General features: G+C 54.0%; 19 protein-coding genes and 1 riboswitch. Of the genes, 10 read left to right on the plus strand and 9 right to left on the minus strand.

All coding sequences use genetic code 11. The features are described from left to right. Nucleotides 1-547 precede the first annotated feature (547 nt). Nucleotides 548-2,137, plus strand: coding sequence for a bifunctional phosphoribosylaminoimidazolecarboxamide formyltransferase/IMP cyclohydrolase (gene purH / locus BEB54_RS24780; RefSeq protein ID WP_001187581.1), 1,590 nt, complete (start codon nt 548-550; stop codon nt 2,135-2,137). An 11-nt stretch (nt 2,138-2,148) separates the two neighbouring features. Then, nucleotides 2,149-3,438 (plus strand): phosphoribosylamine--glycine ligase, encoded by a 1,290-nt coding sequence (purD, locus tag BEB54_RS24785; RefSeq protein WP_032185264.1) that lies wholly within the window; start codon nt 2,149-2,151, stop codon nt 3,436-3,438. On the opposite strand, the gene zraR is transcribed toward purD, so the two are convergent. Both zraR and zraS read right to left on the minus strand, forming a co-directional pair. Continuing rightward, on the minus strand, nt 3,435-4,760 hold the full coding sequence (gene zraR, locus BEB54_RS24790; protein ID WP_032185266.1) for a sigma-54-dependent response regulator transcription factor ZraR: 1,326 nt from the start codon (nt 4,758-4,760) through the stop codon (nt 3,435-3,437). The two genes, purD and zraR, sit on opposite strands and share 4 nt — an antisense overlap. Further along, entirely contained in the window at nt 4,757-6,133 is a 1,377-nt protein-coding gene (gene zraS, locus BEB54_RS24795; protein ID WP_001211881.1) for a two-component system sensor histidine kinase ZraS, read from the minus strand. The genes zraR and zraS overlap by 4 nt, the downstream gene beginning before the upstream one ends. A 237-nt stretch (nt 6,134-6,370) precedes the next feature. Here zraS and zraP point away from each other — a divergent pair, with 237 nt between their 5' ends. After that, on the plus strand, nt 6,371-6,796 hold the full coding sequence (gene zraP, locus BEB54_RS24805) for a zinc resistance sensor/chaperone ZraP (protein WP_105277816.1): 426 nt from the start codon (nt 6,371-6,373) through the stop codon (nt 6,794-6,796). A gap of 1 nt (nt 6,797) precedes the next feature. Here the strand turns inward: zraP and BEB54_RS24810 are convergent, their stop codons facing one another. From BEB54_RS24810 to nudC, 6 genes are all read right to left on the minus strand, one after another. Continuing rightward, nucleotides 6,798-7,493, minus strand: coding sequence for a DUF1481 domain-containing protein (locus BEB54_RS24810; protein ID WP_032243492.1), 696 nt, complete (start codon nt 7,491-7,493; stop codon nt 6,798-6,800). 12 nt (nt 7,494-7,505) lie between these two features. After that, entirely contained in the window at nt 7,506-7,778 is a 273-nt protein-coding gene (hupA, locus tag BEB54_RS24815; RefSeq protein WP_001044513.1) for a nucleoid-associated protein HU-alpha, read from the minus strand. A gap of 186 nt (nt 7,779-7,964) precedes the next feature. Beyond that, nucleotides 7,965-8,555: a YjaG family protein gene (locus tag BEB54_RS24820; protein ID WP_000940106.1), complete on the minus strand. Its 591-nt coding sequence runs from the start codon at nt 8,553-8,555 to the stop codon at nt 7,965-7,967. A gap of 42 nt (nt 8,556-8,597) precedes the next feature. After that, nucleotides 8,598-9,269, minus strand: coding sequence for a deoxyribonuclease V (gene nfi, locus BEB54_RS24825; protein WP_105277817.1), 672 nt, complete (start codon nt 9,267-9,269; stop codon nt 8,598-8,600). A gap of 9 nt (nt 9,270-9,278) precedes the next feature. After that, entirely contained in the window at nt 9,279-10,343 is a 1,065-nt protein-coding gene (hemE, locus tag BEB54_RS24830) for a uroporphyrinogen decarboxylase (protein ID WP_000137657.1), read from the minus strand. A 39-nt stretch (nt 10,344-10,382) separates the two neighbouring features. Next, on the minus strand, nt 10,383-11,156 hold the full coding sequence (nudC, locus tag BEB54_RS24835; RefSeq protein WP_000373940.1) for an NAD(+) diphosphatase: 774 nt from the start codon (nt 11,154-11,156) through the stop codon (nt 10,383-10,385). Nucleotides 11,157-11,250: 94 nt separating this feature from the next. Here nudC and rsd point away from each other — a divergent pair, with 94 nt between their 5' ends. The 7 genes from rsd (at nt 11,251) to thiH (ending at nt 17,324) form a co-directional block, all read left to right on the plus strand. Beyond that, nucleotides 11,251-11,727: a sigma D regulator gene (gene rsd / locus BEB54_RS24840; RefSeq protein ID WP_105282308.1), complete on the plus strand. Its 477-nt coding sequence runs from the start codon at nt 11,251-11,253 to the stop codon at nt 11,725-11,727. Nucleotides 11,728-11,778: 51 nt separating this feature from the next. Next, nucleotides 11,779-11,879: riboswitch (TPP riboswitch) on the plus strand. Nucleotides 11,880-11,959: 80 nt separating this feature from the next. Further along, entirely contained in the window at nt 11,960-13,855 is a 1,896-nt protein-coding gene (thiC, locus tag BEB54_RS24845) for a phosphomethylpyrimidine synthase ThiC (protein WP_105277818.1), read from the plus strand. Further along, nucleotides 13,855-14,490 carry a thiamine phosphate synthase gene (gene thiE, locus BEB54_RS24850; RefSeq protein WP_105277819.1) on the plus strand — a complete coding sequence of 212 codons (636 nt, stop codon included), beginning with the start codon at nt 13,855-13,857 and terminating at the stop codon, nt 14,488-14,490. Before thiC ends, thiE begins: the two co-directional genes overlap by 1 nt. Beyond that, nucleotides 14,483-15,238 (plus strand): thiazole biosynthesis adenylyltransferase ThiF, encoded by a 756-nt coding sequence (gene thiF, locus BEB54_RS24855; protein WP_105277820.1) that lies wholly within the window; start codon nt 14,483-14,485, stop codon nt 15,236-15,238. Before thiE ends, thiF begins: the two co-directional genes overlap by 8 nt. Continuing rightward, complete coding sequence (gene thiS, locus BEB54_RS24860) at nt 15,222-15,422, plus strand: sulfur carrier protein ThiS (RefSeq protein ID WP_105277821.1); 201 nt, start codon at nt 15,222-15,224, stop codon at nt 15,420-15,422. The genes thiF and thiS overlap by 17 nt, the downstream gene beginning before the upstream one ends. A 1-nt stretch (nt 15,423) precedes the next feature. Next, a complete protein-coding gene (gene thiG / locus BEB54_RS24865; RefSeq protein ID WP_105277822.1) occupies nt 15,424-16,194 on the plus strand; it encodes a thiazole synthase in 771 nt (256 codons plus the stop codon). Beyond that, on the plus strand, nt 16,191-17,324 hold the full coding sequence (gene thiH, locus BEB54_RS24870) for a 2-iminoacetate synthase ThiH (RefSeq protein WP_105277823.1): 1,134 nt from the start codon (nt 16,191-16,193) through the stop codon (nt 17,322-17,324). Before thiG ends, thiH begins: the two co-directional genes overlap by 4 nt. 241 nt (nt 17,325-17,565) lie before the next feature. Here thiH and rpoC read toward each other — a convergent pair whose 3' ends face one another. Beyond that, entirely contained in the window at nt 17,566-21,789 is a 4,224-nt protein-coding gene (gene rpoC, locus BEB54_RS24875) for a DNA-directed RNA polymerase subunit beta' (RefSeq protein WP_000653947.1), read from the minus strand. Nucleotides 21,790-21,801: the final 12 nt, after the last annotated feature.

The raw sequence follows: 21,801 nt of genomic DNA on the forward strand, positions 1-21,801 counted from the left end.
TTTTTCGTCTTGCGACGTTAAGAATCCGTATCTTCGAGTGCCCACACAGATTGTCTGATAAATTGTTAAAGAGCAGTTGCGACGCGGCTTTCAGCTCACTGTCGCGAGGTGGCGTATATTACGCTTTCCTCTTTCAGAGTCAACCCTGAATTTCAGGATTTTTCTCTTCAACCGAACCGGCTGTTTGTGTGAAGTGATTCACATCCGCCGTGTCGATGGAGGCGCATTATAGGGAGTTCTCCGCAGGCCGCAATAGAAAAATTGCAGAAAAATGACTGACTGCTGCATTCCCCAGCAAAACCCCGCTTTATACCTTTTTACGCACAGAGTTATCCACAATCATCAATGTAATTTCTGTATTTTTCCCACGGTAAACACTGTCAAAATTGTGATCACCATTGAAAGAGAAAAATTCGCGAGCGTTGCGCAAACGTTTTCGTTACAATGCGGGCGAAAAATAAGGATGCCCCGTTAGGGGCGTTAGCTGAGTTTTTCGCGAAAAATTCAGCTAACGCTCTCTGTAATAGTCAAATCCAGGGGATTTACCATGCAACAACGTCGTCCAGTCCGCCGCGCTCTGCTCAGTGTTTCTGACAAAGCCGGTATCGTCGAATTCGCCCAGGCACTTTCCGCACGCGGTGTGGAGCTGCTGTCTACAGGGGGCACTGCTCGTCTGTTAGCAGAAAAGGGTCTGCCGGTAACCGAAGTTTCCGATTACACCGGTTTCCCGGAGATGATGGATGGACGCGTGAAGACCCTGCATCCAAAAGTGCATGGTGGCATTCTGGGCCGTCGCGGCCAGGACGATGCCGTTATGGAAGAACATCAGATCCAACCTATCGATATGGTGGTTGTTAACCTCTATCCGTTCGCCCAGACCGTGGCCCGTGAAGGTTGCTCTCTGGAAGATGCGGTTGAGAACATCGATATCGGTGGTCCAACGATGGTGCGCTCCGCCGCCAAGAACCATAAAGATGTCGCAATCGTGGTGAAGAGCAGCGACTACGACGCCATTATTAAAGAGATGGATGCCAACGAAGGATCGCTGACGCTTGCAACCCGTTTCGATCTCGCTATCAAAGCCTTCGAACACACCGCCGCCTACGACAGCATGATTGCCAACTACTTCGGCAGCATGGTTCCGGCTTATCACGGTGAAAGCAAAGAGGCCGCCGGTCGCTTCCCGCGTACGCTGAACCTGAACTTCATTAAGAAGCAGGATATGCGCTACGGCGAGAACAGCCACCAGCAGGCTGCCTTCTATATAGAAGAGAATGTGAAAGAAGCCTCCGTTGCCACCGCAACCCAGGTTCAGGGTAAAGCCCTCTCTTATAACAACATCGCCGATACCGATGCGGCGCTGGAGTGCGTGAAAGAGTTCGCCGAGCCGGCATGTGTGATTGTGAAGCACGCCAACCCTTGCGGTGTGGCTATCGGCAATTCCATTCTTGATGCTTACGATCGCGCGTATAAAACCGACCCCACCTCGGCGTTCGGCGGCATTATCGCCTTTAACCGCGAGCTGGATGCTGAAACCGCACAGGCCATCATTTCTCGTCAGTTTGTCGAAGTGATTATTGCGCCGTCCGCCAGCGAAGAAGCGTTGAAAATCACCGCCGCTAAACAGAACGTACGTGTCCTGACCTGCGGTCAGTGGGCCGAGCGTGTTCCAGGCCTTGATTTCAAACGCGTGAACGGTGGTCTGCTGGTTCAGGATCGCGATCTGGGGATGGTCGGTGCGGAAGAACTGCGCGTCGTCACCAAACGTCAGCCGACTGAACAGGAACTGCGTGATGCACTGTTCTGCTGGAAAGTGGCGAAGTTCGTGAAATCCAACGCTATCGTCTATGCCAAAAACAATATGACCATCGGTATTGGCGCGGGCCAGATGAGCCGCGTGTACTCCGCGAAAATCGCCGGTATTAAAGCTGCCGATGAAGGCCTGGAAGTGAAAGGTTCCTCGATGGCTTCTGACGCGTTCTTCCCGTTCCGCGACGGTATTGATGCCGCCGCCGCTGCGGGCGTGACCTGCGTAATCCAGCCTGGCGGTTCTATCCGTGATGACGAAGTAATTGCCGCCGCCGACGAGCACGGTATTGCGATGCTCTTCACCGACATGCGCCACTTCCGCCATTAATGGAGCGACAGATGAAAGTATTAGTCATTGGTAACGGCGGGCGCGAGCACGCGCTGGCCTGGAAAGCGGCCCAGTCGCCGCTGGTTGAGACTGTTTTTGTTGCTCCGGGTAACGCAGGTACTGCGTTGGAACCCACGCTGCAAAACGTCGCTATCGGCGTGACCGATATCCCGGCGCTGCTGGATTTCGCACAAAACGAAAAGATCGATCTGACCATCGTCGGCCCGGAAGCACCGCTGGTGAAAGGCGTGGTCGATACTTTCCGCGCCGCCGGGCTGAAAATCTTCGGCCCAACCGCAGGTGCCGCGCAACTTGAAGGCTCGAAAGCGTTTACCAAGGATTTCCTGGCCCGCCATAAGATCCCTACGGCGGAATACCAGAACTTCACCGAGGTCGAACCTGCGCTGGCGTATCTGCGTGAAAAAGGCGCGCCCATCGTTATTAAAGCTGACGGTCTGGCTGCCGGGAAAGGCGTTATCGTGGCGATGACGCTGGAAGAAGCGGAAGCGGCTGTTCACGATATGCTGGCGGGCAACGCTTTTGGCGACGCGGGTCATCGCATCGTTATCGAAGAGTTCCTCGATGGCGAAGAAGCGAGCTTTATCGTGATGGTGGACGGCGAGCATGTGCTGCCGATGGCCACCAGTCAGGACCACAAACGCGTAGGTGATAAAGATACCGGGCCGAACACGGGCGGGATGGGCGCTTACTCCCCTGCACCAGTGGTGACCGATGAGGTTCATCAGCGCACCATGGAACGTATCATCTGGCCAACCGTGAAAGGCATGGCAGCGGAAGGCAGCACCTACACCGGTTTTCTCTACGCGGGCCTGATGATCGACAAACAGGGCAATCCGAAGGTTATCGAATTTAACTGCCGCTTTGGCGATCCGGAAACCCAGCCGATTATGCTACGCATGAAGTCCGATCTGGTTGAGCTTTGCCTGGCGGCCTGTGAAGGTACGCTTGACGAGAAAACGTCCGAGTGGGATGAACGCGCTTCTCTCGGCGTGGTGATGGCTGCGGGTGGATATCCGGGCGATTACCGCACCGGCGATGTGATCCACGGCCTGCCGCTGGAAGAAGCGTCTGACGGCAAAGTGTTCCACGCGGGCACAAAACTGGCGGATGACGAGCAGGTGGTAACCAGCGGCGGGCGCGTACTGTGCGTCACCGCGCTGGGTCATACCGTGGCAGAAGCGCAGAAACGCGCTTATGCCTTAATGACCAATATCCATTGGGACGATTGCTTCTGCCGGAAGGATATCGGCTGGCGCGCCATCGAACGCGAGCAGAACTAACGCGACAGTTTTGCCAATAGCGTTTTGCGCGTAATCCCTAACTGACGGGCGGCTTCGGTTTTGTTGCCGCCCGTTTTCTCCAGCGCCGCCAGAATCACTTCTTTTTCGACTTCCACCAGCGGCTGAATATCCTGACTTTGCACCAGCGGGATCGGCGTACTGGCAATCGCCAGCGGCAGCTCGCGTTCGGAAATATATTCCCCGGTCAGCAGCACCACCGCCCGTTCCACCGCGTTTTCCAGTTCACGAATATTTCCCGGCCAGTCGTAGTGAATCAGCAGATCCATCGCCTGGGGCGTAAACCCTTTTACCGCCTTGCGATTGCGTTCGGCAAAGCGCTGCAGAAAATGACCAGCCAGCAGAGGAATATCTTCCCGCCGCTGACGCAGCGGCGGTACTTCAATCGCCACCACATTCAGGCGATAGTAGAGATCCTGGCGAAAACGCCCGGCATTCACCTCAGCGGCAAGATCGCGATGAGTCGCCGCAATCAGCCGGACATCAACCGAGATAGTCTGATTGCTGCCGACACGCTGAACTTCGCGCTCCTGAATCGCACGCAGCAGACGAACCTGCATCATCGGCGAGATATCGCCAATTTCATCGAGAAACAGCGTGCCGCCGTCCGCCTCAACAAAGCGCCCTTCCCGCCGTTTGTCGGCTCCGGTAAACGCCCCTTTTTCGTGACCGAACAATTCAGATTCCAGTAAGGATTCGTTGAGTGCCGCACAGTTGAGCGTTACCAGCGGCTTTTCACTCCGTGCGCTACTGGCGTGAATCGCCCTGGCGACCAGCTCTTTACCGGTGCCGGAATCGCCGTGGATCAGCACCGTGGCTTCCGATGGCGCGACGAGGGCAATTTCACTGAGCAGGTGCTGCATCGCCGGGCTTTTACCGACCATACCGAACTGGCTGGCAGACACCGCAGGCGTTTCAGCATCAACACTGTGCGTATGCGCAAGCGCCTTTTCCAGGGTTGCCTGCAGGTTATCGAAATCCAGCGGCTTGATGAGATAATCCAGCGCCCCGGTTTTCAACGCCTCTACCGCCGTCTCGACGCTGGAGTACGCGGTCATAATCAGTACCGGAATTGCCGGATTTAACGCTTTGATCTCTTTCAGCGTGGCGATGCCATCCATCTCTGCCATTCGCACATCACAAAGCACAAGATCAAAAACCTGTTCCCGCACTTGCTCCAGCGCCTGTCGCCCGCTGTTCGCCAGCGCGACGTTATAGCCCCAGCCGCGCAGCAATGCCTGCAAGATAGTGCAGTGGCTAATGTCATCATCCACCACCAGAATATCGATATTATCGTGCGTCATCCTTGTGGGTCCTTACGCGTAATATTGACCGGAAGCCAGAGGGTGAACGTTGCACCTTTCCCCTCCTGGCTTACGACCTGAATTGTACCACCGTGTTGTTCAACAATATTATGCACAACCGCCAGCCCCAGTCCGGTGCCTTCGGCTTTGGTGGTGAAGTACGGGGTGAAGATAGCTTCAAGCTGATCCGCCGCAATTCCCTTACCGCTGTCGGTTACGCTTATTTTAACGCCTGCGCTGCTTTCGCTGGCCGTCACGCTAATCACGCCATGCTGACCAATAGCCTGAATAGCATTGAGATAGAGATTCAACAGGACCTGAGTCAGTCGGTCCGGATCGGCCTGTATCTCCGGCAATGCGTCGTTGGCGGTAAAGCGTAATTGGATCTCCCTACTGTTTGCATCTTGGCTTACCAGTTGTAATGAGTGGTTAATCAGCGTGTTGAGATCCACCGCCTGCAAAGCCAGATGCGTTGGCTTAACCAGCTCCAGCAGCTCGCTTACCACGCGGTTTAAACGGTCGGCTTCTTTCGCCATCACCTGCGCCAATTGATGTGCTTCTCCTCCTGCTGGTGCGCGTTCGGCAAAATATTTCGCCAGCCCTTTAATCGAGGAAAGAGGGTTACGGATTTCATGGGCGACGCCTGCGGCCAGATGTCCCAGCGCCACCAGCTTCTCTTTGCGCTTCATTTCATCCTGTAACAGCTGGCGCGAGCGAAGATAGCGGCGATACCAGAAGAATGACAACACGCTTGCCAGCAAGACCGTCGCCAGGGCGAAGAGGATAATCAGGGTGTTTCTCTGCTCACGCTCTTCGGCACTCACAATGTTACTGGCGTCGAAAGCGATAAAAATTGCTTGTGGTGTCGCGGCATACTGCTGCATATGGCGCATCCGGTGCATTCCAGCAGCAAACATCGGTTGAAACTGGCGATAAATTTCCAGAACAGGCTCGCCGTCTGCGCTATCGATCCGCCGCCACGCTTCTTCGTCTCCCGGATGTAACTGCTGCATTTCCTGCGGGGAATAAAGCTGTTTTCCCACCATGCCGGAGTTGCTATGCATCACGATTGTTCCTTGTTCATCCGTGACCGCAAACCAACGCACTCCTGGCTGCCCAGCCATTTCTTCCAGTAAAGCCTGCTGCTGCGCATGATGCATGCGCATCCCCATACCGACGCGCGAGCCGGATTCGAGAGCGCGGATAAGTACACTGCCTTTTTCCAGCAGAGTTTGTCTGGCGGCGGCAGTCTCGCGCCCATAATCGCGAATCACGGTCACTGCAAACAACCCCACCAGCCCAACAATGACTACGGGAAGGATCGCGCTTAACCATTTTGCTAAGGCATCTTTTGATCGCTGCATAAAACGCATCTTCTTCTTTGCCTGTTCATCCCTTTTTGACAGCAGAAATCATGCCATCTTTTATTAGCACTTACCCTGCGCTTTAACACAAAGGCTTAAGTTTCAATGAGTAAAAATGACTCGCTACACACAGCAGGCGAGTCATTTTTACTCGTTTATCATGTCATATTGCCCGTCATATCAGCGTTTCGCCGTTGGCACGAAAGATGCAATACCCGAAGTAAGACAACCACTGGAGGATTAACCATGAAACGGAACACGAAAATTGCCCTGGTGATGATAGCGCTTTCAGCAATGGCGATGGGATCGACATCTGCATTTGCTCACGGCGGACACGGTATGTGGCAGCAAAATGCCGTGCCTTTAACCAGCGAACAACAGACGGCGTGGCAGAAAATCCATAATGACTTTTACGCTCAAAGCAGCGCACTACACCAGCAACTGGTGACGAAGCGTTATGAATACAATGCCCTGTTGGCCGCTAACCCACCGGATAGCAGCAAAATTAACGCGGTCGCCAAAGAGATGGAGAATTTGCGTCAGTCGTTAGATGAGTTACGGGTGAAACGAGATATTGCGATGGCTGAAGCGGGTATTCCGCGCGGTACCGGAATGGGCATGGGTTACGGCGGCTGCGGTGGTGGCGGTCATATGGGGATGGGTCACTGGTAAATCAGAACGTTTTCTCGTTGGGTTGCCAGCGACAGAAATCAGAGTTTGCCACTAACAGTAATTGCGAACCTTCGGGCGCTTCCAGCCATGCCACGCTGACATCAACAGAAGAGCGGCTCTGGCGGCGCTCGATATGCGCTATCGCCTGCGAATCTAAATCAGGTTTAATGGTTTGCCCTTCGCAGGTGGTCACGGTCTGTTCCATCGCATGCCAGCGCCCCTGGCGCAGCACGACTCTCCCCTGACGTAAGGCATCGCTAATCTGGCGGATCTGATCAGCACGATAACGGTATAAATCGATTTGGTCGTTAGAAAGCTGCTGTTTTTCCCCGTCGGATTCACGTTGCATAAAGCTCAGATCGCCGCGATCGTCAAAACGCGCGCGAATATTCACCGGCGGTTTGCTGTAAACATTGATATTGATAAGCGTGAGGTTATCGCCCTGCCAGCGATACTCTCGTGTCGTGGTATCGCCACTGCGCCACGGGCTAAACACAGCAAGCAGATGCACATTATTGCCACTGTCTTTTCGCCAGATACGTACCGCGCCCTGATCTTCAGCAAATCCACTGGCGGTAAAGGGAGGAAGTGAAGAGTTGTGACTACAGGCAGTGAGAAACAGAGCGCCCGCCAGCATCAATGATCGACGCCAGAAAGACAAAAGGGGTGAAACCACCCCTTCGTTAAAACTGTTCACTGCCACGCAATCTTACTTAACTGCGTCTTTCAGTGCCTTGCCAGAAACAAATGCCGGCACGTTAGCTGCGGCAATTTTGATTTCTTTACCGGTCTGCGGGTTGCGGCCAGTACGCTCAGCGCGGTGGTTCACTTTGAAGGTACCGAAACCAACCAGTTGTACAGCATCGCCTTCTTTCAGAGACTCAGTAATTGCAGCCAGAGTGGACTCCAGAGCAGCTTTAGCCTGGGTTTTGGACAGTTCTGCTTTCTCTGCAATTACATCAATCAGTTGAGTCTTGTTCATAAGTTATCCTTACAATGTGTTTATCGCTTGCTAAGCATCGAGTGCGACGGAAATGCCAGAATAGCACTCTCCTGCATACACGCACCGATAGCCACTTTTTTTCGCCCCCCAAATGTAGACCAGACGGGGGGCGAAAGGGAAGACTCCAGGTATGACAAATCAGGCGTTAAATCACGTTTTCTGGTCTTATTGCTGAAAAATTATACCAATATTGCTCTCGCCCGCCTCACGCAGGTCTGCCCTAAGGCCTTTTATCAGCTCGATATCGCGTTCTTCGCACTCAGCTAAAAGTCGGAATATTTCCCACTGAATGTCCCACTCTTGCTCTACAGCTGGGTTTTCTTTGAGCTCTTCATCGCTCATTTCACGGCCAGCCTGAGTCATTTCCAGCATCGCCACGGTCGTGATGGAGGTCTTACTCACTTCTACCGCGTGTTCGAGCGTTTCGCCACTTAAACGCGAATGGACCAGTTCACTTAACGCCACGCAAGCATCGATTGCCGGATAAACGCCGTACAGATCGAAATCGTCGGCTGAAGGAATCGCTTCTTCAAATTTCTCCAGTTGGCTATCGAAATTCACTTTTGCGTCTTTGACGGTCAGTGTTTCCCAGATGAGATCGAGAATGCGGCGGTAAATTTGCCCATCACCAAAACCGGTTTGCTGGCAGAACATGGCGTAATTGGGGTACATGCGTTCGCATAAGCAAGCCATGAAAGTGACGTGCTGCCAGCTTTCCAGGCGCTCCAGACGCAGATGAATTGGGTTTTGTAACATGTTGAGTTCTCAAATACGGAAATTATCCGCAGTTTACCTGAATTAGGGCTGATTTGCTGTATAGCGCACGAACGCCGGACGTTCCGAAGCCACCGCGTCTGCCCAGCGCGTTGGCTCCGGCAGACGATAGCCTTTCATGCAGCGTTGTACCCAGGCCAGCGCACTATCCATGCTGACACGATGGCCAGTTGCGATAAATAGCGGGTTACAGCGCGCTTTACTGCGCCAGACCCAGGCCAGCTGCTCGCCTTTATCCATCAACGGTGCCAGCGCGCCCGGTTCGCTGGAGAGCGGCTCGAATTTACCGCATAACCGCTTTTTCGCTACGCCAATGGTCGGTACGTCCACTAATAAGCCCAAATGGCTGGCAACGCCAAGACGGCGCGGATGCGAGATCCCATGACCATCGACAAACACTAAATCCGGCTTTTGCGACAGCATCTTCCACGCTGCCAGCAGCGCAGGATATTCGCGGAAGGAAAGAAAACCTGGAATGTAAGGCATGGTGGTGGCGATGCGTGCCACTTTATACTCCACCAGCTCAAGAGAGGGGTATTTCAGCAGCACCATCGCCGCTCGCGTCACTTCTCCGCCCTGCTCAAACCCGACATCGGCTCCGGCGATCAGATCCGGCGGATCTTTATCAAGTCGATCCTCACGGATCACAGAAGAAGCCAGTTCGATTTGTTGAGCGCGTAATGACGCGAGATCCATAATCACTCCTTAGCGGTGATATTGTTCAGACAACCGATGCACAGCCTCCACAAACACGCCAGCATGTTCTGGCGGCACATCCTGATGAATGCCGTGACCAAGGTTAAAGACATGACCTTCGCCGTGACCGAAACCTGCAAGTATAGTCGCGACTTCTTCTTCAATGCGGGCAGGTGGCGCGTATAGCATCGACGGATCCATATTACCCTGCAGCGCGACTTTATTGCCCACGCGGCGGCGCGCATCGGCGATATCCGTTGTCCAGTCGAGACCCAGCGCATCGCAACCCGTTTCCGCCATAGCTTCCAGCCACTGTCCACCGCCTTTGGTAAACAGGGTGACCGGTACACGGCGACCGTCGTTTTCACGCAGTAAACCATCAACTATTTTATGCATGTAATAGAGCGAGAACTGTTGATAATCGCGCCCGGTGAGCACGCCGCCCCAGGTATCGAAGATCATCACGGCCTGAGCACCAGCTTTAATTTGCGCATTCAGATACAAAGTGACGCTTTTCGCCAGTTTATCGAGCAGAGCATGCAGCGCCTGTGGATCGGCATACATCATCTTTTTGATCACGGTGAACGCTTTGCTGCTGCCACCTTCCACCATATAGGTCGCCAGCGTCCACGGGCTGCCGGAAAAACCAATCAGCGGCACTTCGCCTTTCAGTTCGCGGCGAATAGTACGCACCGCGTTCATCACATAACCCAGCTCATCTTCCGGGTCCGGAATTGGCAGTTTATCAACGTCAGCTTTGCAGGTGACTGGCGAGGTAAAACGCGGACCTTCTCCGGCTTCAAAATAGAGCCCTAACCCCATCGCGTCCGGCACGGTGAGGATATCGGAAAAGAGGATCGCCGCATCCAGCGGATAGCGACGCAGCGGTTGCAAAGTCACTTCGCACGCCAGCTCTGCATTTTTGCACAGCGACATAAAATCGCCCGCCTGGGCGCGCGTGGCTTTATATTCCGGTAGATAGCGACCCGCCTGGCGCATCATCCATACTGGAGTGACATCAACGGGCTGGCGCAGCAGCGCCCGCAGATAACGATCGTTTTTGAGTTCGGTCATTTTGGCTGTTCCTTAGTGCGTCAGGCGGTCAGTGTATCATCACTCATACTCTGCCCGACACATCGCCACCGTATCTTCTATCAGACGGCGCGCCACGGTGCCGGGCGGCGGAAGTAACGGTAAATCATCGTAGCGATACCAGTTCGCCTCGAGCAGCTCTTTCGGATCAATCACGATGTCGCCGCTGTCATATTCCGCCATAAATGCGGTCATCAGCGACTGGGGAAACGGCCACGGCTGGGAAGTCACGTACCGCAAGTTTTTAACTTTAATTCCGCTCTCTTCCATCACTTCCCGCGCGACCGCCTGCTCGAGGGTTTCGCCCACTTCGACGAATCCGGCAAGTACCGTATGGACACCGTTACGATGGCGGGTATGCTGGGCGAGGAGGATCGAATCATCGCGACGGATGGCAACAATAATGCAGGGGGCGATTTGCGGGTAGTAACGCTCACGGCAATGGCTGCACAGCATCGCCCATTCGGTTTTGCTCGGATACATTTCATGCCCGCAGTAACCACAGTATTTATGCGATCGGTAAAACTCCGCCAGTTGCACGCCACGTCCGGCCAGTTGAAACAGCCCAACATCGAGATCAATGACCTGACGTACCGACCCCATATCGTGACGCCGCTGCTGTTGTACTAACCAAACAGGTTCCCCCTGCCATTCGCCGATTTGTAGTGCGCGCTGACCCACAAGATCGAAATTTGCCGCTTCGCCATATGGCAATTCTCCCTTCGGCAACCATAATTTTTGTTCATGGCTGACGACCCACCAGCCGTGATCTAATTTTTCAATTATACGATCCATAGCTCTTGCACTACCTTTGCATCACTGGCATGTTTAACATGGTTTTTACATTTCTCACTGAGCAGTTTTTGAATACAAACTTGCGGAGTCAATCATGCTTAACCAGCTCGATAACCTGACGGAGCGCGTCAGAGGAAGTAACAAACTGGTTGATCGCTGGCTACATGTACGTAAGCATCTGCTCGTGGCTTACTACAATCTGGTTGGCATTAAGCCTGGCAAAGAATCGTACATGAGGCTAAACGAAAAAGCCCTTGATGATTTTTGTCAGAGCCTGGTCGATTACTTGTCTGCCGGACATTTCAGTATTTATGAGCGCATTCTTCATAAACTGGAAGGCAATGGGCAACTCGCACGCGCCGCGAAGATTTGGCCACAACTCGAAGCCAATACCCAACAGATTATGGATTACTACGATTCCAGCCTGGAAACCGCTATCGATCATGATAATTACCTTGAGTTTCAACAGGTTTTATCTGACATCGGCGAGGCCATGGAAGCGCGCTTTGTGCTGGAAGATAAGCTGATTCTGCTGGTGCTTGACGCCGCCCGCGTCAAATATCCTGCTTGAGTTCTGCGCTGTTAACGCGTAATTTACATTCAACGCCCCGTTTGCGGGGCTAATTTCTTGTCGGAGTGCCTTAACTGGCTGAGACCGTTTATTCGGGATCCGCGGAACCTGATCAGGCTAATACCTGCGAAGGGAACAAGAGTTAATCTTCTATCGCATCGCCTTTGCGGCGATCGTCTCTTGCTTCATCCGTCGTCTGACAAGCCACGTCCTTAACTTTTTGGAATGAGCTATGTCTGCAACAAAACTGACCCGCCGCGAACAACGCGCCCAGGCCCAACATTTTATCGACACCCTGGAAGGCACCGCCTTTCCGAACTCAAAACGCATTTACATCACTGGCACACAACCCGGCGTGCGCGTGCCGATGCGTGAGATCCAGCTTAGCCCGACGCTAATCGGCGGCAGCAATGAACAGCCGCAGTACGAAGAAAACGAAGCGATTCCGGTCTACGACACCTCCGGTCCGTATGGCGATCCTCAGATCGCCATTAACGTGCAGCAAGGACTGGCAAAACTACGCCAGCCGTGGATCGATGCACGCGGCGATACCGAAGAACTTACCGTGCGCAGTTCCGATTACACTAAAGCACGGCTGGCAGATGATGGCCTCGACGAGCTGCGTTTTAGCGGCGTATTAACCCCAAAGCGCGCCAAAGCAGGCCACCGCGTCACACAACTGCACTACGCCCGCCAGGGCATCATCACACCGGAGATGGAATTCATCGCCATCCGCGAGAATATGGGCCGCGAGCGCATTCGTAACGAAGTTTTGTGCCACCAGCATCCGGGAATGAGCTTTGGCGCACGTCTGCCGGAAAATATCACTGCGGAATTTGTCCGTGATGAAGTCGCTGCCGGACGTGCCATTATCCCCGCCAACATCAACCATCCGGAATCGGAGCCGATGATTATTGGTCGCAACTTTCTGGTGAAGGTTAACGCCAATATCGGCAACTCGGCAGTCACCTCTTCCATCGAAGAAGAAGTGGAAAAGCTGGTATGGTCTACGCGCTGGGGGGCGGATACAGTGATGGATCTTTCCACCGGTCGCTATATTCACGAAACTCGCGAATGGATTTTGCGTAACAGCCCGGTGCCGATTGGTACAGTGCCGATCTACCAGGCGCTGGAGAAGGTTAATGGGATCGCTGAAGATCTTACCTGGGAAGCGTTTCGGGACACGCTGCTGGAACAGGCCGAGCAAGGTGTGGATTACTTCACTATCCATGCGGGCGTGCTACTGCGCTACGTGCCGATGACCGCGAAACGCCTGACCGGTATCGTCTCTCGCGGCGGTTCGATTATGGCGAAATGGTGCCTCTCCCATCATCAGGAAAATTTCCTCTATCAACACTTCCGCGAAATTTGTGAAATCTGTGCCGCTTATGATGTTTCGTTGTCCTTGGGCGACGGCCTGCGCCCCGGTTCTATTCAGGACGCCAACGATGAAGCGCAGTTTGCCGAACTACATACGCTGGGCGAACTGACCAAAATCGCCTGGGAATATGACGTGCAGGTGATGATTGAAGGTCCAGGCCACGTGCCGATGCAGATGATCCGCCGCAATATGACCGAGGAGTTAGAGCACTGCCACGAAGCACCGTTCTATACCCTCGGGCCGCTAACTACTGATATTGCGCCGGGTTATGACCACTTCACATCGGGGATTGGCGCGGCGATGATTGGCTGGTTTGGCTGCGCGATGCTCTGTTACGTAACGCCAAAAGAGCATCTGGGTCTACCTAATAAAGAAGATGTTAAGCAGGGGCTTATCACCTATAAGATTGCCGCCCACGCCGCCGACCTGGCGAAAGGGCATCCAGGCGCGCAAATTCGCGATAACGCCATGTCGAAAGCCCGCTTCGAATTTCGTTGGGAAGACCAGTTTAATCTGGCCCTCGACCCGTTTACCGCCCGCGCTTATCACGATGAAACCCTGCCACAAGAGTCCGGTAAAGTCGCCCATTTTTGCTCCATGTGTGGGCCGAAATTCTGCTCGATGAAAATCAGCCAGGAAGTGCGTGACTATGCCGCCGCGCAAACCATTGAAGTGGGAATGGCGGATATGTCGGAGAACTTCCGTGCCAGAGGTGGAGAAATCTACCTGCGTAAGGAGGAAGCGTGATGTATCAGCCTGATTTTCCTCACGTACCTTTTCGTTTAGGACTGTACCCGGTAGTGGACAGCGTACAGTGGATCGAACGTCTGTTGGATGCAGGCGTGCGTACTCTCCAGCTGCGCATCAAAGATCGGCGCGATGAAGAGGTTGAAGCCGATGTCGTGGCAGCAATTGCGCTGGGCCGCCGCTATAACGCGCGACTGTTTATCAACGATTATTGGCGGCTGGCGATTAAGCATCAGGCGTATGGCGTCCATCTGGGGCAGGAAGATTTGCAAGCCACCGATCTCAATGCCATCCGTGCAGCGGGCCTGCGGCTGGGCGTTTCGACTCATGATGATATGGAGATCGACGTCGCGCTGGCAGCACGTCCTTCTTATATCGCGCTGGGACATGTGTTCCCGACCCAAACCAAACAGATGCCTTCTGCACCGCAGGGGCTGGAACAGCTGGCACGGCACATTGAGCGCCTGGCTGATTATCCCACTGTAGCGATTGGCGGTATCAGCCTGCCGCGCGCACCTGCGGTGATGGCGACAGGTGTTGGCAGTATCGCCGTCGTCAGTGCCATTACCCAGGCCGCAGACTGGCGTTTGGCAACGGAACAGTTGCTGGAAATTGCAGGAGTTGGCGATGAATGACCGTGATTTTATGCGTTATAGCCGTCAAATCCTGCTCGACGATATTGCTCTTGACGGGCAACAAAAACTGCTCGACAGCCAGGTGCTGATTATCGGTCTGGGTGGGTTGGGTACACCTGCTGCACTATACCTGGCGGGAGCTGGTGTCGGGACGCTGGTACTGGCAGATGACGACGATGTGCATTTGAGCAATCTGCAACGACAAATCCTCTTTACCACTGAAGATATCGATCGCCCGAAATCGCAGGTCAGCCAACAGCGACTGACACAGTTAAATCCCGACATTCAACTGACGGCACTACAACAACGGTTAACGGGTGAGGCGTTAAAAGATGCGGTAGCACGGGCCGATGTGGTGCTCGACTGTACCGACAATATGGCGACTCGTCAGGAGATTAATACCGCCTGCGTGGCACTCAACACGCCGCTTATCACCGCCAGCGCGGTCGGATTTGGTGGTCAGTTGATGGTGCTGACACCGCCCTGGGAACAGGGGTGTTACCGCTGCCTGTGGCCGGATAACCAGGAGCCTGAACGCAACTGCCGCACGGCAGGCGTGGTTGGCCCGGTGGTCGGGGTCATGGGCACGTTACAGGCACTGGAAGCAATTAAGCTATTGAGTGGAATAGAGACCCCTGCGGGATATCTTCGACTGTTTGACGGTAAATTAAACCAATGGCGCAACCTGGCGTTGCGCCGCGCTACAGGTTGCCCGGTATGCGGAGGAAGCAATGCAGATCCTGTTTAACGATCAACCGATGCAGTGTGTCGCCGGGCTAACTGTTCACGATCTGCTCGAGCAACTCAATCAACAACAAACGGGCGCGGCGCTGGCGATTAATCAGCAAATCATCCCGCGAGAGCAGTGGGCGCAACATATCGTGCAGGATGGCGACCAGATCCTGCTTTTTCAGGTTATTGCAGGGGGTTGAGATGTTACGTATTGCGGACAAAACGTTTGATTCACATCTGTTTACCGGCACCGGGAAATTCGCCTCATCACAATTGATGGTGGAGGCGATCCGCACTTCCGGCAGCCAACTGGTGACGCTGGCGATGAAACGCGTCGACTTGCGCCAACACAACGATGCTATCCTCGATCCACTTATCGCGGCGGGTGTGACACTGCTGCCGAATACTTCTGGGGCGAAAACTGCGGAAGAAGCTATTTTCGCCGCCCATCTGGCACGTGAAGCGTTAGGCACAAACTGGCTAAAATTAGAGATTCACCCTGACGCCCGCTGGCTGTTGCCCGATCCCATCGAAACCCTGAAAGCCGCCGAAACGTTGGTGCAACAGGGATTTGTCGTGCTGCCTTACTGCGGTGCCGATCCAGTGTTGTGCAAACGTCTGGAGGAAGTGGGCTGTGCAGCAGTAATGCCGCTCGGCGCACCAATTGGCTCTAATCAGGGACTGGAAACCCGCGCCATGCTGGAGATTATTATCCAGCAAGCCACGGTTCCGGTGGTCGTTGATGCTGGCATTGGCGTTCCCAGCCATGCCGCGCAGGCGCTTGAAATGGGAGCCGATGCGGTGTTAGTGAATACGGCGATTGCCGTCGCGGACGATCCCGTCAACATGGCGAAGGCATTTCGTCTGGCGGTAGACGCCGGCCTGCTGGCACGTCAGTCCGGGCCGGGCAGTCGCAGTCATTTTGCTCATGCCACTAGCCCGCTGACCGGATTTCTGGAGGCATCGGCATGAAAACCTTCAGTGATCGCTGGCGACAACTGGACTGGGACGACATCCGCCTGCGAATCAACAGCAAAACGGCAGCTGACGTAGAGCGGGCGCTCAATGTTTCGCAACTCACTCGCGACGATATGATGGCATTGCTATCACCTGCCGCCGGTGAATACCTGGAACCACTGGCTCAACGGGCGCAGCGCCTGACCCGCCAGCGATTTGGCAACGTCGTCAGCTTCTACGTCCCGCTTTATCTCTCTAATCTTTGCGCTAACGACTGCACTTACTGCGGATTTTCCATGAGCAATCGCATCAAGCGTAAAACGCTGGATGAAGCGGATATCGCCAGGGAAAGCGCCGCTATCCGGGAGATGGGCTTTGAACATCTATTGCTGGTCACTGGTGAACATCAGACGAAAGTGGGGATGGATTACTTTCGTCGTCACCTCCCTGTCCTGCGTGAACAGTTCTCTTCACTACAGATGGAAGTACAGCCGCTGGCGGAAGCGGAATACGCCGAGTTAAAGCAACTTGGTCTGGATGGGGTGATGGTTTATCAGGAGACATATCACGAGGCGACATACGCCCACCATCATCTGAAAGGGAAAAAACAGGACTTCTTCTGGCGGCTGGAAACGCCGGATCGGCTGGGCCGTGCGGGGATAGATAAGATAGGCCTCGGCGCGCTAATCGGCCTTTCCGACAGCTGGCGCGTTGACTGCTATATGGTTGCCGAACATTTGCTATGGCTGCAACAACATTACTGGCAAAGCCGTTACTCTGTCTCCTTCCCGCGCCTGCGCCCGTGTACTGGCGGGATTGAGCCAGCGTCGATTATGGATGAACGCCAGTTAGTGCAAACTATCTGCGCCTTCCGCCTACTTGCGCCGGAGATTGAACTGTCACTCTCCACGCGGGAATCACCGTGGTTTCGCGATCGCGTTATTCCGCTGGCGATCAATAACGTCAGCGCCTTCTCGAAAACGCAACCTGGTGGCTATGCCGACAATCATCCGGAGCTGGAGCAATTCTCACCGCACGACGATCGCAGGCCGGAAGCCGTTGCTGCTGCATTAACTGCTCAGGGTTTGCAGCCGGTATGGAAAGACTGGGACAGCTATCTGGGACGTGCCTCGCAAAGGACATGAGACAGAATGTAAGAACGTAAATTTATTCCGAGCAGCTACGGAAGATGAAAAACGCAAGGTTGTTGAAAGCGTTGCGTTTTTTTATGTTAGTACCGTCAGCAGGAATGTTGTCCAGGGCGAAAAGCTTCTTCCTCGTTTCGCCCTGCCTTTCTTAATATTTCCCGTGAAGAATTTGCCCTCTGAATAACACCCATAAAAAAACCCGCCGAAGCGGGTTTTTACGTTATTTGCGGATTAACGATTACTCGTTATCAGAACCGCCCAGACCTGCGTTCAGCAGTTCTGCCAGGCTGGCAGATGCGTCTTCTGCAGTCACCTGCGGTGCAGCCGGAGCTTCACCTGCAGCACGGCGACGCATACGATCCTGGTGGTACGCGTAACCGGTACCTGCCGGGATCAGACGACCTACGATAACGTTCTCTTTCAGGCCGCGCAGTTCGTCGCGTTTGCCCGCAACGGCTGCTTCGGTCAGCACGCGAGTGGTCTCCTGGAACGATGCCGCGGAGATGAAGGACTCGGTTGCCAGAGACGCTTTGGTGATACCCAGCAGATCGCGGGAGTAAGTTGCACCCACTTTGCCGTTCGCTTCCAGTTCGCGGTTTGCGATCTTGACGCGAGAGTATTCAACCTGTTCGCCTTCCAGGAAGTCGGAGCTGCCCGCGTTAACGATGGTAGCTTTACGCAGCATCTGACGAACGATAACTTCGATGTGTTTATCGTTAATCTTAACGCCCTGCAGACGGTATACGTCCTGTACTTCGTTAACGATGTAACGAGTCACAGCATGAACACCACGCAGACGCAGAATGTCATGCGGCGCTTCCGGACCGTCGGAAATTACGTCACCACGTTCTACACGTTCACCTTCGAACACGTTGAGCTGACGCCATTTCGGAATCATCTCTTCGTACGGCTCGCTACCGTCTACCGGGGTGATAACCAGACGACGTTTACCTTTGGTTTCTTTACCGAAGGAAACCACACCGCTGATTTCAGCCAGGATTGCCGGCTCTTTCGGACGACGTGCTTCGAACAGGTCCGCAACGCGTGGCAGACCACCGGTGATGTCCTTGGTACCGCCAGATTCTTGCGGAATACGCGCCAGGGTGTCACCAGAGCTGATCTGTACGCCATCTTCCAGCTGAACAATCGCTTTACCCGGCAGGAAGTACTGCGCAGGCATGTCGGTACCCGGGATCAGAACGTCGTTACCCTGAGCATCAACGATTTTCAGTGCCGGACGCAGATCTTTACCACCTGCGGTACGTTCTGCGGAATCCAGAACCACCAGCGAAGACAGACCGGTCAATTCGTCGGTCTGACGAGTAATGGTCTGGCCGTCGATCATGTCAGTAAAGCGTACAAAACCGCTTACTTCGGTGATAACCGGCATGGTGTGCGGGTCCCAGTTTGCAACGGTCTCGCCGCCAGCAACCTGTTCGCCATCGCCTTTCGCCAGTACTGCACCGTAAGGCACTTTATAGCTTTCTTTGGTACGACCGAATTCGTCGATCAATTTCAGTTCGGTGTTACGGGAAGTGATAACCAGTTTGCCGCTGGAGTTCACAACCGACTTCACGTTGCTGAGCTTGATGCTACCTTTGTTTTTCACCTGGATGCTGGATTCAGCAGCCGCACGAGATGCCGCACCACCGATGTGGAACGTACGCATGGTCAGCTGTGTACCCGGTTCACCGATGGACTGTGCCGCGATAACACCGATTGCTTCACCTTTGTTGATGATGTGGCCACGTGCCAGGTCACGACCGTAGCAGTGCGCACATACACCAAAGTCGGTGTCACAAGATACAACAGAACGTACTTTAACCGCGTCGACAGAGTTCTCTTCCAGCAGGTCACACCACTGTTCGTGCAGCAGCGTGTTGCGCGGAACCAGGATATCAGCAGTACCCGGTTTAAGAACGTCTTCAGCAGTTACACGACCCAGTACGCGATCGCGCAGCGGCTCTTTAACATCACCACCCTCGATAACCGGCGTCATCATGATACCTTCATGGGTACCACAATCGTCTTCGGTTACCACCAGGTCCTGCGCCACGTCAACCAGACGACGAGTCAGGTAACCGGAGTTCGCCGTCTTCAGTGCGGTATCCGCCAGACCTTTACGAGCACCGTGGGTTGAGATGAAGTACTGGAGTACGTTCAGACCTTCACGGAAGTTCGCGGTGATTGGCGTTTCGATGATGGAGCCATCCGGCTTCGCCATCAGACCACGCATACCCGCCAGCTGACGAATCTGTGCCGCAGAACCACGCGCACCGGAGTCGGCCATCATGTAGATGCTGTTGAAGGAAACCTGCTTCTCTTCCTGACCGTCACGGTTAATAACGGTTTCAGTTTGCAGGTTATCCATCATCGCTTTGGATACACGATCGTTCGCCGCAGCCCAGATATCGATAACTTTGTTGTAGCGTTCGCCCGCAGTTACCAGACCAGACTGGAACTGCTCCTGAATCTCAGCAACTTCAGCTTCTGCCTCGGAGATGATTTCGTGTTTCTTCTCCGGGATGACCATGTCATCGATACCAACAGATGCACCAGAACGCGCTGCATATGCAAAGCCGGTGTACATGATCTGGTCCGCAAAAATAACGGTCGGTTTCAGACCGAGAATGCGGTAGCAGGTGTTCAGCATTTTGGAGATTGCTTTCTTACCCAGCGCCTGGTTGACGATGGAGTAAGGCAGACCTTTCGGTACAATCATCCACAGAATGGCACGGCCAACGGTCGTATCTTTCAGGCTGGTTTTCGCTACTAATTCACCGTTAGCATCTTTTTCATACTCGGTGATACGCACTTTAACGCGCGCATGCAGAGAAGCCAGACCAGAGCGATACAGACGTTCTGCTTCTTTCGGGCCAGTCAGTACCATGCCTTCGCCTTTGGCGTTAACACAGTCACGGGTCATGTAGTACAGACCCAATACAACGTCCTGAGACGGAACGATGATTGGTTCGCCGTTCGCCGGGGACAGGATGTTGTTGGTAGACATCATCAGCGCACGCGCTTCCAGCTGGGCTTCCAGTGTCAGCGGTACGTGAACAGCCATCTGGTCACCATCGAAGTCGGCGTTATATGCCGCACAAACCAGCGGGTGCAGCTGGATAGCTTTACCTTCGATCAGTACCGGTTCAAATGCCTGGATACCCAGACGGTGCAGAGTCGGTGCACGGTTCAGCAGTACCGGGTGTTCGCGGATAACTTCGTCCAGGATATCCCAAACGACAGCTTCTTCGCGCTCAACCATTTTCTTCGCAGCTTTAATGGTGGTAGCAAGACCACGCAGTTCCAGCTTGCCGTAGATGAACGGTTTGAACAGTTCCAGTGCCATTTTCTTCGGCAGACCGCACTGATGCAGACGCAGGTATGGACCTACGGTGATTACAGAACGACCGGAGTAGTCAACACGCTTACCGAGCAGGTTCTGACGGAAACGACCCTGTTTACCTTTGATCATGTCGGCCAAAGATTTCAGAGGACGCTTGTTAGAACCGGTGATCGCACGACCGCGACGACCGTTATCCAACAGGGCGTCTACCGCTTCCTGCAGCATACGTTTTTCATTACGTACGATGATGTCCGGCGCAGCCAGATCCAGCAGACGTTTCAGACGGTTGTTACGGTTAATGACGCGACGATACAGATCGTTCAGGTCAGAAGTCGCGAAACGACCACCATCCAGCGGAACCAGCGGACGCAGATCTGGCGGCAGTACCGGCAGAACGGTCAGGATCATCCACTCTGGTTTGTTACCAGACTGAACGAACGCTTCCAGCAGTTTGATACGCTTGGTCAGCTTCTTACGCTTAGTTTCGGAGTTGGTTTCGTTCAGCTCTTCACGCAGCTGTTCGCACTCTTGCTCCAGATCCATGCTCTTCAGCAGAGCCTGGATTGCTTCCGCACCCATTTTCGCGTCGAATTCGTCACCGAACTCTTCCAGCGCGTCCAGATACTGCTCTTCAGTCAGGATCTGCTGACGCTCCAGGTTGGTCATACCGCCTTCGATAACCACATAGGATTCGAAGTACAGTACGCGTTCGATATCGCGCAGCGGCATATCGAGCAGCAGGCCGATACGGGACGGCAGCGATTTCAGGAACCAGATGTGCGCGGTCGGGGAAGCCAGTTCGATGTGGCCCATACGCTCACGGCGTACTTTAGTCTGGGTCACTTCAACGCCGCACTTCTCACAGATGACGCCACGGTGTTTCAGGCGCTTGTACTTACCGCACAGGCACTCGTAATCTTTTACCGGCCCAAAGATACGGGCGCAGAAAAGGCCGTCACGTTCTGGTTTGAACGTACGGTAGTTGATGGTTTCCGGCTTTTTAACTTCACCGAAAGACCATGAACGGATCATGTCTGGCGAAGCCAGAGCAATTTTGATCGCATCAAACTCTTCGGTTTTAGTCTGCGCTTTCAGAAACTTTAATAAATCTTTCACGGATTTGCTCCC

It is taken from the genome of Escherichia sp. MOD1-EC6021 (assembly GCF_002965245.1).
In the GTDB taxonomy this organism is placed as follows: Bacteria; Pseudomonadota; Gammaproteobacteria; order Enterobacterales; family Enterobacteriaceae; genus Escherichia; species Escherichia coli_F.

Bases quoted from the DNA above. Each gene is read 5' to 3' on its own strand.
- zraR (WP_032185266.1), bottom strand. From the start codon at position 4,760: ATGACGCACGATAATATCGATATTCTGGTGGTGGATGATGACATTAGC.
- nudC (WP_000373940.1), bottom strand. From the start codon at position 11,156: ATGGATCGTATAATTGAAAAATTAGATCACGGCTGGTGGGTCGTCAGC.
- hupA (WP_001044513.1), bottom strand. From the start codon at position 7,778: ATGAACAAGACTCAACTGATTGATGTAATTGCAGAGAAAGCAGAACTG.
- thiH (WP_105277823.1), top strand. From the start codon at position 16,191: ATGAAAACCTTCAGTGATCGCTGGCGACAACTGGACTGGGACGACATC.
- thiS (WP_105277821.1), top strand. From the start codon at position 15,222: ATGCAGATCCTGTTTAACGATCAACCGATGCAGTGTGTCGCCGGGCTA.
- thiC (WP_105277818.1), top strand. From the start codon at position 11,960: ATGTCTGCAACAAAACTGACCCGCCGCGAACAACGCGCCCAGGCCCAA.
- purD (WP_032185264.1), top strand. From the start codon at position 2,149: ATGAAAGTATTAGTCATTGGTAACGGCGGGCGCGAGCACGCGCTGGCC.
- hemE (WP_000137657.1), bottom strand. From the start codon at position 10,343: ATGACCGAACTCAAAAACGATCGTTATCTGCGGGCGCTGCTGCGCCAG.
- BEB54_RS24820 (WP_000940106.1), bottom strand. From the start codon at position 8,555: ATGTTACAAAACCCAATTCATCTGCGTCTGGAGCGCCTGGAAAGCTGG.
- zraP (WP_105277816.1), top strand. From the start codon at position 6,371: ATGAAACGGAACACGAAAATTGCCCTGGTGATGATAGCGCTTTCAGCA.
- rsd (WP_105282308.1), top strand. From the start codon at position 11,251: ATGCTTAACCAGCTCGATAACCTGACGGAGCGCGTCAGAGGAAGTAAC.
- nfi (WP_105277817.1), bottom strand. From the start codon at position 9,269: ATGGATCTCGCGTCATTACGCGCTCAACAAATCGAACTGGCTTCTTCT.
- thiE (WP_105277819.1), top strand. From the start codon at position 13,855: ATGTATCAGCCTGATTTTCCTCACGTACCTTTTCGTTTAGGACTGTAC.
- zraS (WP_001211881.1), bottom strand. From the start codon at position 6,133: ATGCGTTTTATGCAGCGATCAAAAGATGCCTTAGCAAAATGGTTAAGC.
- purH (WP_001187581.1), top strand. From the start codon at position 548: ATGCAACAACGTCGTCCAGTCCGCCGCGCTCTGCTCAGTGTTTCTGAC.
- thiG (WP_105277822.1), top strand. From the start codon at position 15,424: ATGTTACGTATTGCGGACAAAACGTTTGATTCACATCTGTTTACCGGC.
- thiF (WP_105277820.1), top strand. From the start codon at position 14,483: ATGAATGACCGTGATTTTATGCGTTATAGCCGTCAAATCCTGCTCGAC.